The following is a 13,512-nucleotide window of genomic DNA, read 5'->3' as shown; positions in this document are numbered from 1 at the left end:
GGTGGCGAAGGACAAGGGGCTGGCCGGCGCCCGCCTCGCCATCGTCGACAACCAGACCACCGGCCGCTTCCTCGGCCAGGACTTCAAGCTGGACGAGACCGTGGTCCCGGCCGGCGGCGACCTGGCCGGCGCCGGCGCGGCCCTCGCCGGCAAGGGCATCAAGCTGGTCGTCGCCGACCTGCCGGCCGACCGGCTTCTGCAGCTGGCCGACCTGCCGGAGATGAAGGATGCGGTGATCCTGAACGCCCGGGCCGAGGATGACCGGCTGCGGGTCAGCGACTGCCGCGCCAATGTCTTCCACACCATCCCGAACCGGGCGATGAAGGCCGATGCGCTGGCGCAGTACCTGGCGTTCAAGCGCTGGACCCGCTGGGTGCTGGTGTCCGGCACGCTGGACGACGACAAGGCCTTCGCCGACGCCATCCGCCGCGCCGCCAAGCGCTACGGCGCCCAGATCGTCGAGGAGCGCGGCTACGAGTTCAAGGCCGGCTCCCGCCGCTCCGACACCGGCGAGCAGCAGGTGCAGCGCCAGATGACCCAGTTGACCCAACGCCTGCCCGATTACGACGTGCTGGTGGTGGCCGACGAGAGCGAGGTCTTCGGCGAGTACCTGCCCTATCGCACCTGGGACGCGCGGCCGGTGGCCGGTACCCAGGGGCTGGTGCCGACCGCCTGGCACCGCAGCCAGGAGCAGTGGGGCGGCACCCAGATCCAGCGCCGTTTCCAGAAGGCCAGCGGCCGCTGGATGCTGGAGCGCGACTATGCTGCCTGGGCCGCGGTGCGCGCGGTGGGCGAGGCGGTGACCCGCACCGGCAGCGGCGACCCGGCCGCGATCCGGTCCTATCTCGTATCGCCCGATTTCCAGCTCGGCGCGTTCAAGGGCGTGCCGCTGACCTTCCGCAGCTGGGACCAGCAGCTACGCCAGCCGATGCTGCTGGCCTCGCCGCTGATGCTGGTCTCGGTGTCGCCGCAGGACGGGTTCCTGCACCAGCGCACCCCGCTCGACACGCTCGGCTATGACGAGCCGGAATCGTCCTGCCGGCTGAACCCCGATCCCTAGGAGGCCCGCACATGAACAGGCTCGTGCTCTTGGCGGTGGCCGCGATGCCGGTGCTGGCCTTCGGCCCGGCCCAGGCCTTCACCGCCTATGTCTCGAACGAGAAGGGCAACACGGTCAGCGTCGTCGACCTCGACCAGATGAAGGAGGTGGCGACCATCCCGGTGGGCGAGAGGCCGCGCGGCATCACCATCAGCAAAGACGGCACCCGCCTCTATGTCTGCACCAGCGACGCCGACCATGTGGAGGTGATCGACACCGCCACGCGCAAGGTGATCGACACCCTGCCCAGCGGGGCGGACCCGGAGCTGTTCGTGCTGTCGCCCGACGACAAGCGGCTCTATGTCGCCAATGAGGACGACAGCATGGTTACGGTGCTGGATCTCGAGCAGAAGGTGGTCGAATCCGAGGTGCCGGTGGGGGTGGAGCCGGAGGGCATGGGCGTCAGCCCGGACGGCAAGATTCTGGTCAGCACCTCCGAGACCACCAACATGGCGCATTTCATCGACACCGACACGCTGCAGGTGACCGACAACGTGCTGGTCGACAGCCGGCCGCGCTTCGCCGAGTTCACCCCGGACGGCAAGCAGGTCTGGGTGTCGTCGGAGATCGGCGGCACCGTCGCCGTGATCGACACCGCGACGCGCAAGGTGCTGAAGAAGATCGGCTTCGCCGTGCAGGGCGTGCGCAAGGAGACGATCCAGGCGGTGGGGGTGGCGATCACCAAGGACGGCAAGACCGCCTTCGTCGCGCTGGGCCCCGCCAACCGGGTGGCGGTGATCGACACCGCGACCCTCGAGGTGACCGACTATCTGCTGGTCGGCCAGAGGGTCTGGCATCTGGACTTCACGCCGGACGGGAAATACGTCATTTCCGTCAACGGCGCCTCGAACGACATCTCGGTGATCGATGTGGCGGACCGCAAGGTGATCAAGTCGATCCCCGTGGGCGAGCTGCCCTGGGGCGTGGCGATCCACTGAATGGCAACGACCGCGCCGGCCCGCCCCATCATCCTCCCCCTCCCCTTGCGGGAGGGGGTCGGGGAGGGGTGTTGCCGCGGGCTCAAACACCTGGTGTGGCTTCGGTCATTCGATCGCTCGAAGTTGGGCGGCATCGCATTCGTCGATCGGCAGCCCCCTCCCCCTACCCCCTCCCGCAAGGGGAGGGGGAGTGTGGATTGTGCGGGGCGGAGCGTTCAGCCATGCCCGCCGCTGACACCTCCGCCCTGGCCGTTATCGGCCTCTCGCACAAGATCGCCGGGCGCGAGATCCTGGCCGGGATCGAGATCGCCGTGCGGCCGGGAACCTTCACCGTACTGCTGGGGCAGAACGGCGCCGGCAAGACCACGCTCTTCTCCCTCGTCACCCGGCTCTACAGCGCCCAGTCGGGCCACATCCGGGTGTTCGGCCGCGACCTGGCCGGCGAGCCCGGGCGGGCCCTGGCGCTGATGGGCGTGGTGTTCCAGCAGCGCGCGCTCGACCCCGACCTCTCGGCCCGGCAGAACCTGCGCTACCACGCGGCGCTGCACGGCATGCCGGGATCGGTCGCCCGGCGGCGGATCGCGACGGAGCTGGAGCGGGTGGGGCTGGCCAGGGAGGCCGACCGCAAGATCCGCAGCTTCTCCGGCGGCGAGGCGCGGCGCATCGAGATCGCCCGCGCGCTGCTGCACGAGCCGCGCCTGCTGCTGTGCGACGAGGCGACGGTCGGGCTCGACATCCGCAGCCGCGCCGCGATCCTGGCCGATGTCCGCGGCCTGGTGCGCGAGCGCGGCCTGACCGTGGTCTGGGCCACCCATCTGATCGACGAGGTCGAGGCCGCCGACCCCACCATCATCCTGCATCGCGGCCACATCCTGCGGCAGGGGCCGGCCGCGGCGATCGTCTCCGACCTGGGCATCTCCGATCCCGGCGCCGGCGGGCTGCAGGACGCCTTCCGCCGGCTGACGGAGGCGGCATGACCACGGTCCAAGACATCGGCACGGAGCGCCAGCCCCCCGGCATGGTCACGATCGGCGGCGCCTGGCGCTGCCTGCTCGGCATCCTGTGGCGCGAGGGGCTGCGCTTCGTGCACCAGCGCACCCGGTTCATCTCCGCCCTGGTGCGGCCGCTGGTCTGGCTGTTCATCTTCGCCGCCGGCTTCCGCTCGGTGCTCGGCGTCTCGATCATCCCGCCCTACGAGACCTACATCCTCTATGACGAGTACATCGTCCCCGGGCTGATCGCGATGATCCAGCTGTTCAACGGGATGCAGAGCTCGCTGTCCATGGTCTATGACCGCGAGATGGGCAGCATGCGGGTGCTGCTGACCAGCCCGATGCCGCGCTGGTTCCTGCTGCTGGCGCGGCTGTTGGCCGGCACGCTGCTGTCGCTGCCGCAGGTCTATGTCTTCCTGGCGATCGCGCGGCTCTGGGGCGTCGAGCCGCCGCCGATGGGCTATCTCACCGTGCTGCCGGCGCTGATCCTGTCCGGGCTGATGCTGGGGGCGCTCGGCCTGCTGCTGTCCTCGGCGATCCGCCAGCTCGAGAACTTCGCCGGGGTGATGAATTTCGTGATCTTCCCGATGTTCTTCGCCTCCTCCGCCCTCTACCCGCTGTGGAAGGTGGAGGAGGCGAGCCCGCTGCTGCGCGACGTCTGCGGCTTCAATCCCTTCACCTACGCCGTCGAGCTGAACCGGTTCGCGCTCTACGGCCAGGTCGACACCCAGTCGCTGCTGCTCGTCCTCGGCTTCACCGCGGTGTTCCTCGGCGGAGCGATCCTGGCCTATGACCCGGCGCGCGGCCTCGTCGCCCGCGTCCGCGGTCCCGGCGCCGGCTGACAAGGAGGTCCGTCATGACCCGATCCGCATGGCTTCTCCCCGCGCTGCTGGCGCTGTGCCCGATGGCGGCGGCCTGGGGGCAGGACACGGCCCAGAAGAAGGACGACTGGCCCTGCGTCCAGGTGCTGCAGCCGGAGCTGTCGGTCGGGGCGATGTGGCCGGGCGACGACCCGACCACGAGCGGCCCGGCCTGGCGCGACGACGCGGTGGTGGCGGCGCTGGTCGAGCGGGTGGCGCCGCGCCGCGTCCCGGTCGACGAGGCGACGGCCGAGATCCACCGCTTCGCCACCGGCTATGAGGGCGACCGCAAGGCGGCGCTGACCGCGCTGTTCGCCGGGCTGTTCGAGACCATCAACGGCGAGCGGGGCACCATCATCCGCGGCATCCGTCATTTCAACAGCCGGCAGGAGGCGCTGGCGAAGCGGATCGAGGACAGCACGGCGACGCTGGACGGCGTCGACCCCGCCTCCACCGACCCGGCGGTCGCGCAGAAGCGGCAGGAGCTGGAGACGCAGCTGTCCTGGGACCAGCGGGTGTTCGACGACCGCGAGCGGCTGCTGCCGGCGATCTGCGACCAGCCCTTCGTGCTGGAGCGCCGGATGTTCGCCCTGTCCCGCGCGATTCAGGAGGAGATCGGGAAGTAGGGAGAAGGCCGGCCCCGGCCTCTTCCCCGCCGCTTCCGCGAGAACGGCGGATGAAGCGGCCGTCGCCGCCGCCACGCCGCCCCGATACCGGCCCTATTTGACGATGAAGGTGCCGCTCATGCCCTCGGCGGTGTTCTCCGGGGCGTGGAAGGTGAAGGTGCCGGGACGGATCGGCACGAAGGAGATGACCGCCTTGCCGGCGTCGTCGAACTCGATCGAATCCAGGCCCAGCGGCCGCACCTCGACCTTGTTGATCACCACCTCGTTGATCCAGATGTTGCGGAAGAACTCCGGCGCCGCGATGCCCAGTTCGGCCGTGCCGTCGGCCTCGATCGGCCAGCGGTAGTATTTGCCGGCTTCCAGCTCGTAGGGCTTGGTCGGGAAGGCCTTGCCGGAGGACAGCGTCAGCGTGTCCAGGGTGGTGCCGCGCGTCGTCAGCCCGGCCTGGGCCGCGGCTGGGCCGGCCAGCCCCAGGGCCAGCAGCAAAGTGGCGGCGGCGATCAGGGATCCACGCATTCCAGGCTCCTCTCCCGATGGTGGCGGCCCTCGATCTTCGACTGCGCGGAGCCGCCTGCGCCACGAGTATGGCGGCGGGCTGGGACTGGCGTCCGTTGTGCTTTGGTCCAAGGTAGCTTGCGACGGATTCCGATCCCGCGGTCGGAAAGCAAGAAGGCCGTCCCGGATGGGGACGGCCTTCAGAGGAAGTTTGGTTGCGGGGACAGGATACCACCGATACCCATACAGGTTGGCGACCGCTGTATAGCAAGGAGGCTTGTGCGGAGTTGCGCTCACCCCTGGGACACACATCCCGGCGCATGATGTAGCGCAGGATGCCATCTTCCATCCTCAGCGCCCTGCCTCGAGGCGACTCGACCAGATCCGCACTGCGCAACAAGCTTTCCAATCCGCGATAGCCGTCCTTATCGTGCGCCATTTCAACAGACTAATGAGTTCTGGCGGGCGCCGCTCGGGTGCCTGCGGCATGCCGCCCACTCTTGATCGATGCCGCTCAGGATGCCCCCATCCAAGAGACCGTCACTTGCCAGCGGCATCGCCGCCCGTCATGGTGAAACCGGATCCGAATAGGCACAAATTCGGACGGGTGGGGGACGGTTCATCAGATGGTCCGCGTGGGGAATGCCCGCTGGCTTCGGGGCGCGCGTCTTGCTGTTGCTGTGGCTGCCATGCTGGGCATCGGCGGCTGCCAGAAGTCGGATAAACCGTCCTATCCGACCCTCAATCCATTGGCGTCGGCCGATTTCAGCGTTCCATCCAAGCTTCCGAGGCAGCCTTCTGCTGCCGTTCCTGTCACGATGTCCCCGAACGGCGCTCGGGCTCCGCAGCTGTATTTCGGCACGGACGGATCTTCGTCTCCGGCGGCCGCAACCGGTGCACCTGTCGCCCTCGTCGGCGACGGCGCGCAGATCAACTTCGAGAACGCGGATATCCGGGATTTCCTGAAGGCCGTCCTGGCTGATGCGCTCAGAGTCTCCTATGCCGTCGACCCGAAGGTGCAAGGAACCGCGACGGTCTCAAGCAGCGCCCCGCTCAGCCGGCAGGATCTGCTGGCTACTGTTGAAACCGTGCTGCGGATGAACGGCGCCGCCATGGTCGCCGACGGCGCCACTTATCGCGTCGTGCCTGCCGGCGACGCAGCCGGCGGCAGGGTGATGGTGCAGTTGGGATCGGATCCGACGCCGCTGCCTGCGGGCTATGGCGTATCGGTGATCCCGCTACGCTTCGTCCAGGCGGCGACGGTCGTCCCGCTCGTGAGCCCGGTCGCGAACAGCAACATGGTTCGCTCCGACCCGAACCGGAACCTGGTCGTCGTGTCGGGCCCCAGCGGCGATCGGGCCGCGATCGCCGAAATGATCGCGGCCTTCGATGTCGACGCTATGCGGGGTGTCTCTGCGGGATTGTTTCCGCTGCGCCGCTCAGACCCGGCCTCGATGATCCAGGAGCTTCGATCCGTGTTCAAGCTGGGCACGGACGGCACGCCGATGCAGGGCGGGATCGACTTCATCCCGGTCCGGCGGCTCAACGCCGTCATGGTCGTCGCTCGGCAGGCCGTCCGTCTTCGCCAGGCCGAGGCCTGGATCAACCGGCTGGATCAAGGCGACAAGCAGGGCGTGCAGCTCTACGTCTATCGTGTGGAGAACGGCACTGCCGAGAATCTCGCGGCCATCATGGGCCAGTTCATGGGCCGGGGGCGCGGCGGCGCGACGTCTGGTGGCGACGGCAGCCCCGTCGCGCCCTCCATGCAGGTCCAGACCGCATCGACAAGCGGAGCCTCCTCGATCCCGTCGCGCGCCGATGGCGGCGGGATGGACGCTTCTGGCGTCATGTCCGCCGGCGAAAAGCTCGGGCTGCTGTCGGACGACCTGAACAACATGGTCGGCCCCGGCACATCGGGAGGGGCGGCCGGACGGGGGCCGGATCCCTTCGACGGCGCCCAGATCGTCGCCAACAAGGAACGGAACTCGCTGATGGTCATGGCGACGCCCGAGGCCTGGAGGAAGATCGAGGCGGCGATCCGGCTGATGGACACACCACGGTACCAGGTGCTGATCGAGGCGACGATCGCCGAGGTCACCCTGACCGACCAGCTTCGTTACGGGGTCCATTTCTGGCTGGAAAGCGGCAACTTCTCCGGTGTCTTCACCCAGAACAACAGCTTCGGGGTGAACCCGACGGTCCCGGGCTTCAACTTCATCATCAGCAGCGGCAATTTCCGAGTCATCCTGGATGCCTTGGCCAGCATCACCAATGTCCGCGTGGTGTCGTCGCCGTCGCTGGCGGTGCTGGACAACCAGACTGCGCAGTTGAAGGTCGGTGACCAGGTCCCGATCGTCACGCGGCAGCAGCAATCCACCGAGAACCCGGACGCGCCGATCGTCAACAACGTCGAATATCGCGACACCGGCGTGATCCTCCAGGTTACCCCGCGCATCAACCCCGACGGCCAGGTCGACCTCGACATCCGGCAGGAGGTCAGCAATGTCGTGGAGGGCGCGCCCGATGCCATCAACCCGACCATCGCGCAGCGGGAGGTCGGGACGTCGGTGGCGGTCGCGAGCGGCCAGACCGTCATTCTCGGCGGCCTCATCTCCGACCGGCAGAGCATCGGCAAATCGGGCGTTCCCGTGCTGCGGGACATCCCCCTGGTCGGCAACCTGTTCAGCGGCGTGAACAACAGCGACCAACGGACCGAGCTCGTGATCCTGATCACGCCGAAGGTGATCCGGAACGCAGTCGACGCGAAAGCCATCGCCGAAGAGTTCCGGGGGCGGATGCAGCTCTTCGGCGCGCCGCCACCGAAGAGATAGCGTCGTGAGGGCGGAACAAGGCGCCGTGCGACGACGACGCCCCTCGGCTGCGGCGGCCGGCTTCACCCTGATCGAGACGCTGATCGTGCTGGTGATCCTGGCCGCCGCTATGGGAGTGATCGGCTTGGCGGTTCCCGAATGGCGCGCCCGATCGGCCCTGCGCGAAGCCGGGGCCGGACTGGAACGGCTGCTGGCACAGGCGCGCGACACCGCACTGCGGCGGCAGGTCCCGGTGCTGGTCCGCTTCGATCCCGAGGATCGCCGCATCGGGATCCCGGTGCTGGGCCGCTGGCAAGCCGTGCCGGCCGGACTGGATCTGACGCTCACCGGGGCCGCGATCGAGCCGGGCGGCGATACCCCTGCCCTTCTGTTCCTCGGCGATGGCTCGAGCAGCGGCGGGCTCCTGACCCTCAGCCGCGGCGACCGGCGCTTGGCGCTGCGGATCGCCTGGTTGACCGGCGCTGTCTGGCAAGAGGTCGCGCCGTGACGCGGCCATGGCGGGAGGCCGGCTTCACGCTGGTGGAGGTGCTGGTGGCCCTGGCGGTGCTCGGCAGCATCACCGCCGCATCGCTGGCATTGCTGGTGTCCAGCCGCGACCGTGATTCCCGCGCTGCCGCGCAGCTGCGGGCAGGCTTGGCCGCCGAAGCGATCCTGGAGCGGGTCGGACTGGATCTGCCGCTGGCACCGCGCAGCGTCTCGGGGCGGCTGAGCGACGGCAGCGCGTGGTCGCTCGCCATCGCTCCCTGGCGCGAGGAGGGCTTGCCGGAGCAGCCCGGCCGGCCCGGGCTGCTGTCGGTGACAGTACGGGTGACGCCGCGGCGCGGCCCGACTGTGCAGCTCGTCACTCTCCGCGCCGCGGGGCTGCCGTCTTGACCGGGCGGGACTCCGAACGAGGCTTCACTTTGGTCGAGGTGCTGGTGGCGCTGGTGCTGGCCGGGCTCGTCGCGGCCGCCGCCGTCGGCCTGCCGAACCTCTTCGCCCGCTTCGACCAGCAGTCGCGGCGGGCTGAGGAGCTGCGCGACGGCGTCGCCGCCGCCGGCCGGCTGCTGCGTGCCTTGGCAGAGGGCGCGGTGCCCGATCTCTCGGCCGACGAAAGCGCCGATCCGGCCGATGCGGACCGGCTAACCCTGCTCTCCTGGGGACCGCCGATCCTGGTCCTGGACCGGCCGGTGCCGTTGACCCTGCGGGTGGTACAGGCTGACGGCCAGGCCGTGCTGCGCCTGTCCTGGACCGATCCGGTGACGGGAGCAGCCCGGGAAGAGACGGTGCTGGACGGCGCCCGATCGATCCGCCTGTCCTATTTCGGCACTGGCAGCAATGGCGGCTGGCGGTCCGACTGGGCCCGCCCCTGGGCATTACCGGCGGCCGTGCTGCTGCGCGTCGACGCCTCGGAGATCGGCCCCCCGATCGACCTGATCGCCCGCACCCGAGCCCGACTGCCGGAGGCCTGCCTGCTGCTGCCGCAGGAGCCCGCCTGCCGGCCGGGCTAGGTCAGTTGCAGGACAACAGTGCGGGCTCGCTCACGTCGCGCTGTGACAAGATCCGGATCGTGGGAGTGCGTGCCGACAGCAGGATCACGGCCTCCCGCACGATATGCGCGCCGCGCGGCGTGGCGGCCTCGGCCCGCAGCCGGTAGACCGGCTCCTCATCCGCCAGGAACCGCTGCAGATGGGCCAGCTGCGGGTCGCCGATCGATGACGACGGCCGGGTCCGCAGCGCCTCGATATCGGCGCTGGTCAGGCCCGAGATCCGGTGCAGCTGTTCGTCCGCGAGCCCCGCGGCCGAGATGCCTCGGCTGCCGGTCAGCACCGTGAACCGGTCCTCGAACAGCCGCGCCACCGGTGTCAGGCGCTGGCAGGGCGGCAGCAGCGCCAGCACGCTCGGCAGCGGTGCCGGCTGCCGCCGCGCCGCCTCGACCTGCTGCAGCGCCCGCTGGCGCAGGTCGGGCGCGACCGGCAGGCCGTCGAGCAGGCTCTGGATCAGCTCGAGTGAGCCGGCGTTGAGGTCGGCCCTGCCGCTCTCGCGCAGGAAGGACAGGCGGATCTCGACGTTGGCGAAGCGCCACGGCACCGGCGCCGGCGAGGTGATGATGGTCTTCAGCAGGGGATCGTCTTCGACCCGCAGCGCCTGGACCAGCCGGGCGATCCCTGCATCGGCGAGGCCGCGGGCCTTCGTCACCTCAACCAGGTCGGCGGCCGCACCAACCCCGCCGCGGCTGCGCTCCAGCAGCACCAGCGCCACGGCGGCGATGACGCCGACGATCACCAGCACCAGGATCAGCACGAATCCGCGCTGACCATGCCGGCCGCCATCGACCTCGACGCAGGACGGGCCCGGCGCATCGTGCATGCGGGTCAGATGGCCAGGTCGTTGATGCTGAGGATCGCCATCAGGATCGACATGACGATCCCGCCGACGGCGAGGCCCAGGACGATGATCAGGATCGGCTCCAGCAGGCCGACCAGGCGCTTGACCGATGTCTCCAGCTCCTGCTCGTAGGCGTCGGCGACATGGCCGGCGGTCAGGTCGATCCGCCCGGTCTCCTCGCCCACGGTCAGCATCTGCACCGCGAACTCCGGAAACAGCCGGGTCTCGGCCAGCGGCACCGACAGCCCTCGGCCCTGCCGCACACCGGTGACCACGGTGTCGAGCGCCGCGGCCACCGCGCGGTTCGGCACCACGTCGCGCGACAGGACCAGCGCGTTCGGCAGATCGACGCCGTTGCCGGCCAGGGTCGCGAGCGTCCGGCAGAACCGCGCCGTCACCAGAGTGCGCAGCAGCGGCGCCACGACCGGCAGGTGCAGCAGCGCCGGTCCCAGGCCAGGCGGGGGCCGTGCAGCGCCAGGGCCTGGCGCAGCAGCATCACGCCGGCGACCGCGGCCAGCAGGAGCAGCCAGCCCCAGCCCTGCAGGAAGCGGCCGAGCGCGACCACGATGGCGGTCGGCACCGGCAGCTCCGCCCCGGCGTCGCGGAACACGGTCTCGAACTGCGGCACGACATAGGTCAGCAGCAGGGCAATCGAACCCACCGCCACCACCACCAGCAGCACCGGGTACAGCATCGCCGAGGTGACGGTGTCGCGGATCTTGTCCGACCGTTCCCGGAGATCGGCCAGCCGGTCCAGCACCACGGCCAGCGTGCCCGACGTCTCGCCGGCCCGGACCATGTTGATGGCGATACGCGGAAAGACCGGCCCGCAGGCATCGAGGGCAGCGCTGAGGCTGTGGCCGGCGCGGACGCTGTCCAGGATCGGCTGCGCCAGCCGGCCGATCGTGCCGCTGCGCCGGCCGGGCGTGCCCGCGCGGCCCGCCATCGTCACCAGGGCCCGCTCCAGCGGCTGGCCGGCGGTGAGCAGGATGGCGAGCTGGCGGATGAAGGTGGTCACCTCCTTCGGCCGGACCCGGCCGAACAGGCGCCGGGCCTGCGGCCGGGCGCCCCGGACCGGCGTGGCCTCCAGCGGAAACTGGCCGAGCTGCTGCAGGTGCAGGATCACAGCCGCCTCGTCCGCGGCCTCGAGCTGGCCTTCGACCAGGTTGCCGGCGCCGTCGGCGGCCTTGAAGGCGAAGAGGGGCATCGCCTATCCCTCCTCCGTCACGCGGCGCACTTCCTCCAGCGTCGTCTGGCCGGACAGGGCCCGGGCGACACCGTCCTGGAACATCGTGCGCATGCCGGCGGCCGCCGCGATGCGGGTCAGCTCGGCGGTCGAGATCCGGCGGTGCAGCGCCTCGCGGATCTCGTCGGTCAGCTCGAAGAACTCGAAGATGCCGATCCGGCTGGTATAGCCGATGCCGTCGCAGGCCGGGCAGCCGACGGCCCGGTACAGCGTGGCCTCCGCATCGCCCGGCAGGCCCATCCGCCCGAGCTCCTCGGCCGAGGCGCGGTACGGGCTGCGGCAGGCGCCGCAGAGCTGGCGGACCAGGCGCTGGCCGATCACCCCCCGGATGGTCGAGGTCAGGAGATAGCCGTCGACCCCCATGTCGAGCAGCCGGTTGATCGACCCGGTGGCGCTGTTGGTGTGCAGAGTCGACAGCACCAGATGGCCGGTCAGGGCGGCGTGCACGGCGATGTTCGCGGTCTCGCCGTCGCGGATCTCGCCGACCATGATCACATCCGGGTCGTGGCGCAGGCTCGACCGCAGCACCCGGGCGAAGTCCAGCCCGATCTGCGGCTGCACATTGGTCTGGTTGATGCCGGGGATCTGGTACTCGATCGGGTCCTCGACGGTCAGGATCTTCCGGCTCGGCTCATTGAGGATGCGCAGCGCGGCGTAGAGCGTCGTGGTCTTGCCGCTGCCGGTCGGCCCGGTGACCAGGAGGATGCCGTGCGGATGCGCCAGATGCCGGCGGATCGCGCCCTCCTCGGCCGCGGCCAGGCCGAGCTCGCCGAGGTCGAGCGCCATGCCCTTGGTGTCGAGCAGGCGGATGACCACGGCCTCGCCATGCATCGTCGGCATGGTGGCGACGCGCATGTCGACCTTCTGGCCGCCGGCGGTGAAGCGGGCGCGCCCGTCCTGCGGCAACCGGCGCTCGGCGATGTCGAGCCGCGCCAGGATCTTGATCCGGCTGATCAGGGCCGGCCCCAGCTTCGCCGGCGGCGCCTTCATGTCCTTCAGCAGGCCGTGGATGCGGTAGCGGAGCTTGAGCTGCTCGCGATAGGTCTCGAGATGGATGTCCGACGCCTGCAGCCGCATCGCGTCGGCGATGATCTGGTTAACCAGCCGTATGACCGGTGCCTCCTGCGCCAGGTCCTTGAGCTGCTCGACATCGGGGTCGGCCGCCGCGTCGGCCTCGATCTCGGCGCCGTCGGCGATGCGCTCGACGCTGGACCGGCCGCTTTCATACCAGCGGGCGAAGACTTCGGCGAGGTCCTCCTCTGCCACGATCACCGGTGTGACCGGCCGGCCGAGCGCCATCGCCGCCGCCCGCAAGGCGAAGCCGTCGCCGGGATCGGCCATGGCCAGGACCACGCCGTCCGCGCCCTCGGCCAGCGGCAGCACCCGGGAATCCTTCAGGAACCGGACCGGCAGCTGATCGGCCAGCACCGGCCCGTCGGGGAAATCGCCGCGCCCGGCGAGCGGCAGGCCGTACTGGAGCGACAGCGCATGGGCGTAGTCCCGGCCGGACACCAGACCCAGCCGCGAGACCAGCACGACCACCGGCTCGGACGACGCGCCCTCCAGCCGCGACAGCCGGGCGACGTCGTCAGGACCGAGCTTGCCGAGCTCGACCAGGATGTCGACCAAGGACCTGACCTGATCCATTCCCCCACCCGCCGCGTCGCGGCGCCCCTTGGCCGATCCCTCCGGCCGCCCCGCATGATCGCTCCGGCCGGGCGGCGGGACAATCACGGCGTGCTGGTCAGTACGGGCTCGGCAAGCCCGAACCCTCCTCCGCCTTCGGTCGCGGGGCGAACAGCACGTGCTTGGCGTCGCCGGCCGGGCTGGTCAGGCGGACGGCGGTGGGGGTGATGGCGTCGACATGCCAGCCGCCGGCATCGTCGCCCTGGCGGGCGGTCACCACCGGGCCGCCGGCCTTCGGCTTCAGCAGGACGAAGGGGCCCTCCGCCCGCTGCACGATGCCGACCAGCACGAACTCCGTCCGCTCGACCGGCGGTGGCGGCTCGGGCATTGCCTCCGGCACCGGGGCGGGCGCGGCCTCGGCGACGGGTTCGG

Annotated in this window: 15 protein-coding genes; 9 read left to right on the top strand and 6 right to left on the bottom strand. The window is 70.2% G+C overall.

The annotated features are described in order from the left end of the window. The 5 genes from P409_RS12245 to P409_RS12225 all read left to right on the top strand — a co-directional run. Positions 1-1,060 (top strand): ABC transporter substrate-binding protein (locus P409_RS12245; protein WP_034836324.1); only part of this gene is annotated, 1,060 nt, incomplete at its 5' end. An 11-nt stretch (positions 1,061-1,071) separates the two neighbouring features. Then, positions 1,072-2,037 carry a YVTN family beta-propeller repeat protein gene (locus P409_RS12240; protein WP_034836320.1) on the top strand — a complete coding sequence of 322 codons (966 nt, stop codon included), beginning with the start codon at positions 1,072-1,074 and terminating at the stop codon, positions 2,035-2,037. A 221-nt stretch (positions 2,038-2,258) separates the two neighbouring features. Continuing rightward, positions 2,259-3,014 (top strand): ATP-binding cassette domain-containing protein, encoded by a 756-nt coding sequence (locus P409_RS12235; RefSeq protein WP_034836315.1) that lies wholly within the window; start codon positions 2,259-2,261, stop codon positions 3,012-3,014. 41 nt (positions 3,015-3,055) lie between these two features. Next, positions 3,056-3,871, top strand: a complete 816-nt coding sequence (locus P409_RS12230; protein ID WP_152613348.1) for an ABC transporter permease — start codon at positions 3,056-3,058, stop codon at positions 3,869-3,871. Positions 3,872-3,885: 14 nt separating this feature from the next. After that, positions 3,886-4,515: a hypothetical protein gene (locus P409_RS12225; RefSeq protein WP_052120459.1), complete on the top strand. Its 630-nt coding sequence runs from the start codon at positions 3,886-3,888 to the stop codon at positions 4,513-4,515. 93 nt (positions 4,516-4,608) lie between these two features. Here the strand turns inward: P409_RS12225 and P409_RS12220 are convergent, their stop codons facing one another. Further along, positions 4,609-5,031: a cupredoxin domain-containing protein gene (locus P409_RS12220; RefSeq protein WP_034836310.1), complete on the bottom strand. Its 423-nt coding sequence runs from the start codon at positions 5,029-5,031 to the stop codon at positions 4,609-4,611. 668 nt (positions 5,032-5,699) lie between these two features. Here P409_RS12220 and gspD point away from each other — a divergent pair. The 4 genes from gspD to P409_RS12195 are packed head-to-tail and all read left to right on the top strand — an operon-like array spanning position 5,700 to position 9,331. Beyond that, positions 5,700-7,841 (top strand): type II secretion system secretin GspD, encoded by a 2,142-nt coding sequence (gene gspD, locus P409_RS36200; protein ID WP_161790384.1) that lies wholly within the window; start codon positions 5,700-5,702, stop codon positions 7,839-7,841. A 4-nt stretch (positions 7,842-7,845) separates the two neighbouring features. Then, complete coding sequence (locus P409_RS12205; RefSeq protein WP_081991448.1) at positions 7,846-8,328, top strand: GspH/FimT family pseudopilin; 483 nt, start codon at positions 7,846-7,848, stop codon at positions 8,326-8,328. After that, positions 8,325-8,714, top strand: a complete 390-nt coding sequence (locus P409_RS40330; protein ID WP_052120454.1) for a type II secretion system protein — start codon at positions 8,325-8,327, stop codon at positions 8,712-8,714. Before P409_RS12205 ends, P409_RS40330 begins: the two co-directional genes overlap by 4 nt. Continuing rightward, positions 8,711-9,331: a prepilin-type N-terminal cleavage/methylation domain-containing protein gene (locus P409_RS12195; protein WP_202964647.1), complete on the top strand. Its 621-nt coding sequence runs from the start codon at positions 8,711-8,713 to the stop codon at positions 9,329-9,331. Before P409_RS40330 ends, P409_RS12195 begins: the two co-directional genes overlap by 4 nt. Before the next feature lies 1 nt (position 9,332). Here the strand turns inward: P409_RS12195 and P409_RS38860 are convergent, their stop codons facing one another. From P409_RS38860 to P409_RS12175, 5 genes are all read right to left on the bottom strand, one after another. Continuing rightward, positions 9,333-10,190 (bottom strand): hypothetical protein, encoded by an 858-nt coding sequence (locus P409_RS38860; protein WP_034836295.1) that lies wholly within the window; start codon positions 10,188-10,190, stop codon positions 9,333-9,335. Between the two features lie 5 nt (positions 10,191-10,195). After that, entirely contained in the window at positions 10,196-10,630 is a 435-nt protein-coding gene (locus P409_RS36195) for a type II secretion system F family protein (RefSeq protein WP_052120453.1), read from the bottom strand. Then, a complete protein-coding gene (locus P409_RS12185; protein ID WP_052120451.1) occupies positions 10,603-11,415 on the bottom strand; it encodes a type II secretion system F family protein in 813 nt (270 codons plus the stop codon). Before P409_RS12185 ends, P409_RS36195 begins: the two co-directional genes overlap by 28 nt. 3 nt (positions 11,416-11,418) lie before the next feature. Then, positions 11,419-13,101 carry a GspE/PulE family protein gene (locus P409_RS12180; RefSeq protein WP_034836291.1) on the bottom strand — a complete coding sequence of 561 codons (1,683 nt, stop codon included), beginning with the start codon at positions 13,099-13,101 and terminating at the stop codon, positions 11,419-11,421. A 97-nt stretch (positions 13,102-13,198) separates the two neighbouring features. Then, on the bottom strand, positions 13,199-13,512 hold a 314-nt coding region (locus P409_RS12175), incomplete at its 5' end, for a hypothetical protein (RefSeq protein ID WP_034836287.1).

The sequence above is a fragment of the Inquilinus limosus MP06 genome, assembly GCF_000767795.1.
Taxonomy (GTDB): Bacteria; Pseudomonadota; Alphaproteobacteria; order DSM-16000; family Inquilinaceae; genus Inquilinus; species Inquilinus limosus_E.
The sequence above is the reverse complement of the archived record's forward strand: the minus strand, read 5'-3'. Positions and strand labels throughout refer to the sequence as shown.

What these genes read in the sequence shown, in the direction of transcription:
- P409_RS12240 (WP_034836320.1), top strand. Translation starts at nt 1,072, where the DNA reads ATGAACAGGCTCGTGCTCTTGGCGGTGGCCGCGATGCCGGTGCTGGCC.
- P409_RS12235 (WP_034836315.1), top strand. Translation starts at nt 2,259, where the DNA reads ATGCCCGCCGCTGACACCTCCGCCCTGGCCGTTATCGGCCTCTCGCAC.
- P409_RS12230 (WP_152613348.1), top strand. Translation starts at nt 3,056, where the DNA reads ATGGTCACGATCGGCGGCGCCTGGCGCTGCCTGCTCGGCATCCTGTGG.
- P409_RS12225 (WP_052120459.1), top strand. Translation starts at nt 3,886, where the DNA reads ATGACCCGATCCGCATGGCTTCTCCCCGCGCTGCTGGCGCTGTGCCCG.
- P409_RS12220 (WP_034836310.1), bottom strand. Translation starts at nt 5,031, where the DNA reads ATGCGTGGATCCCTGATCGCCGCCGCCACTTTGCTGCTGGCCCTGGGG.
- gspD (WP_161790384.1), top strand. Translation starts at nt 5,700, where the DNA reads ATGCTGGGCATCGGCGGCTGCCAGAAGTCGGATAAACCGTCCTATCCG.
- P409_RS38860 (WP_034836295.1), bottom strand. Translation starts at nt 10,190, where the DNA reads ATGCACGATGCGCCGGGCCCGTCCTGCGTCGAGGTCGATGGCGGCCGG.
- P409_RS12185 (WP_052120451.1), bottom strand. Translation starts at nt 11,415, where the DNA reads ATGCCCCTCTTCGCCTTCAAGGCCGCCGACGGCGCCGGCAACCTGGTC.
- P409_RS12180 (WP_034836291.1), bottom strand. Translation starts at nt 13,101, where the DNA reads ATGGATCAGGTCAGGTCCTTGGTCGACATCCTGGTCGAGCTCGGCAAG.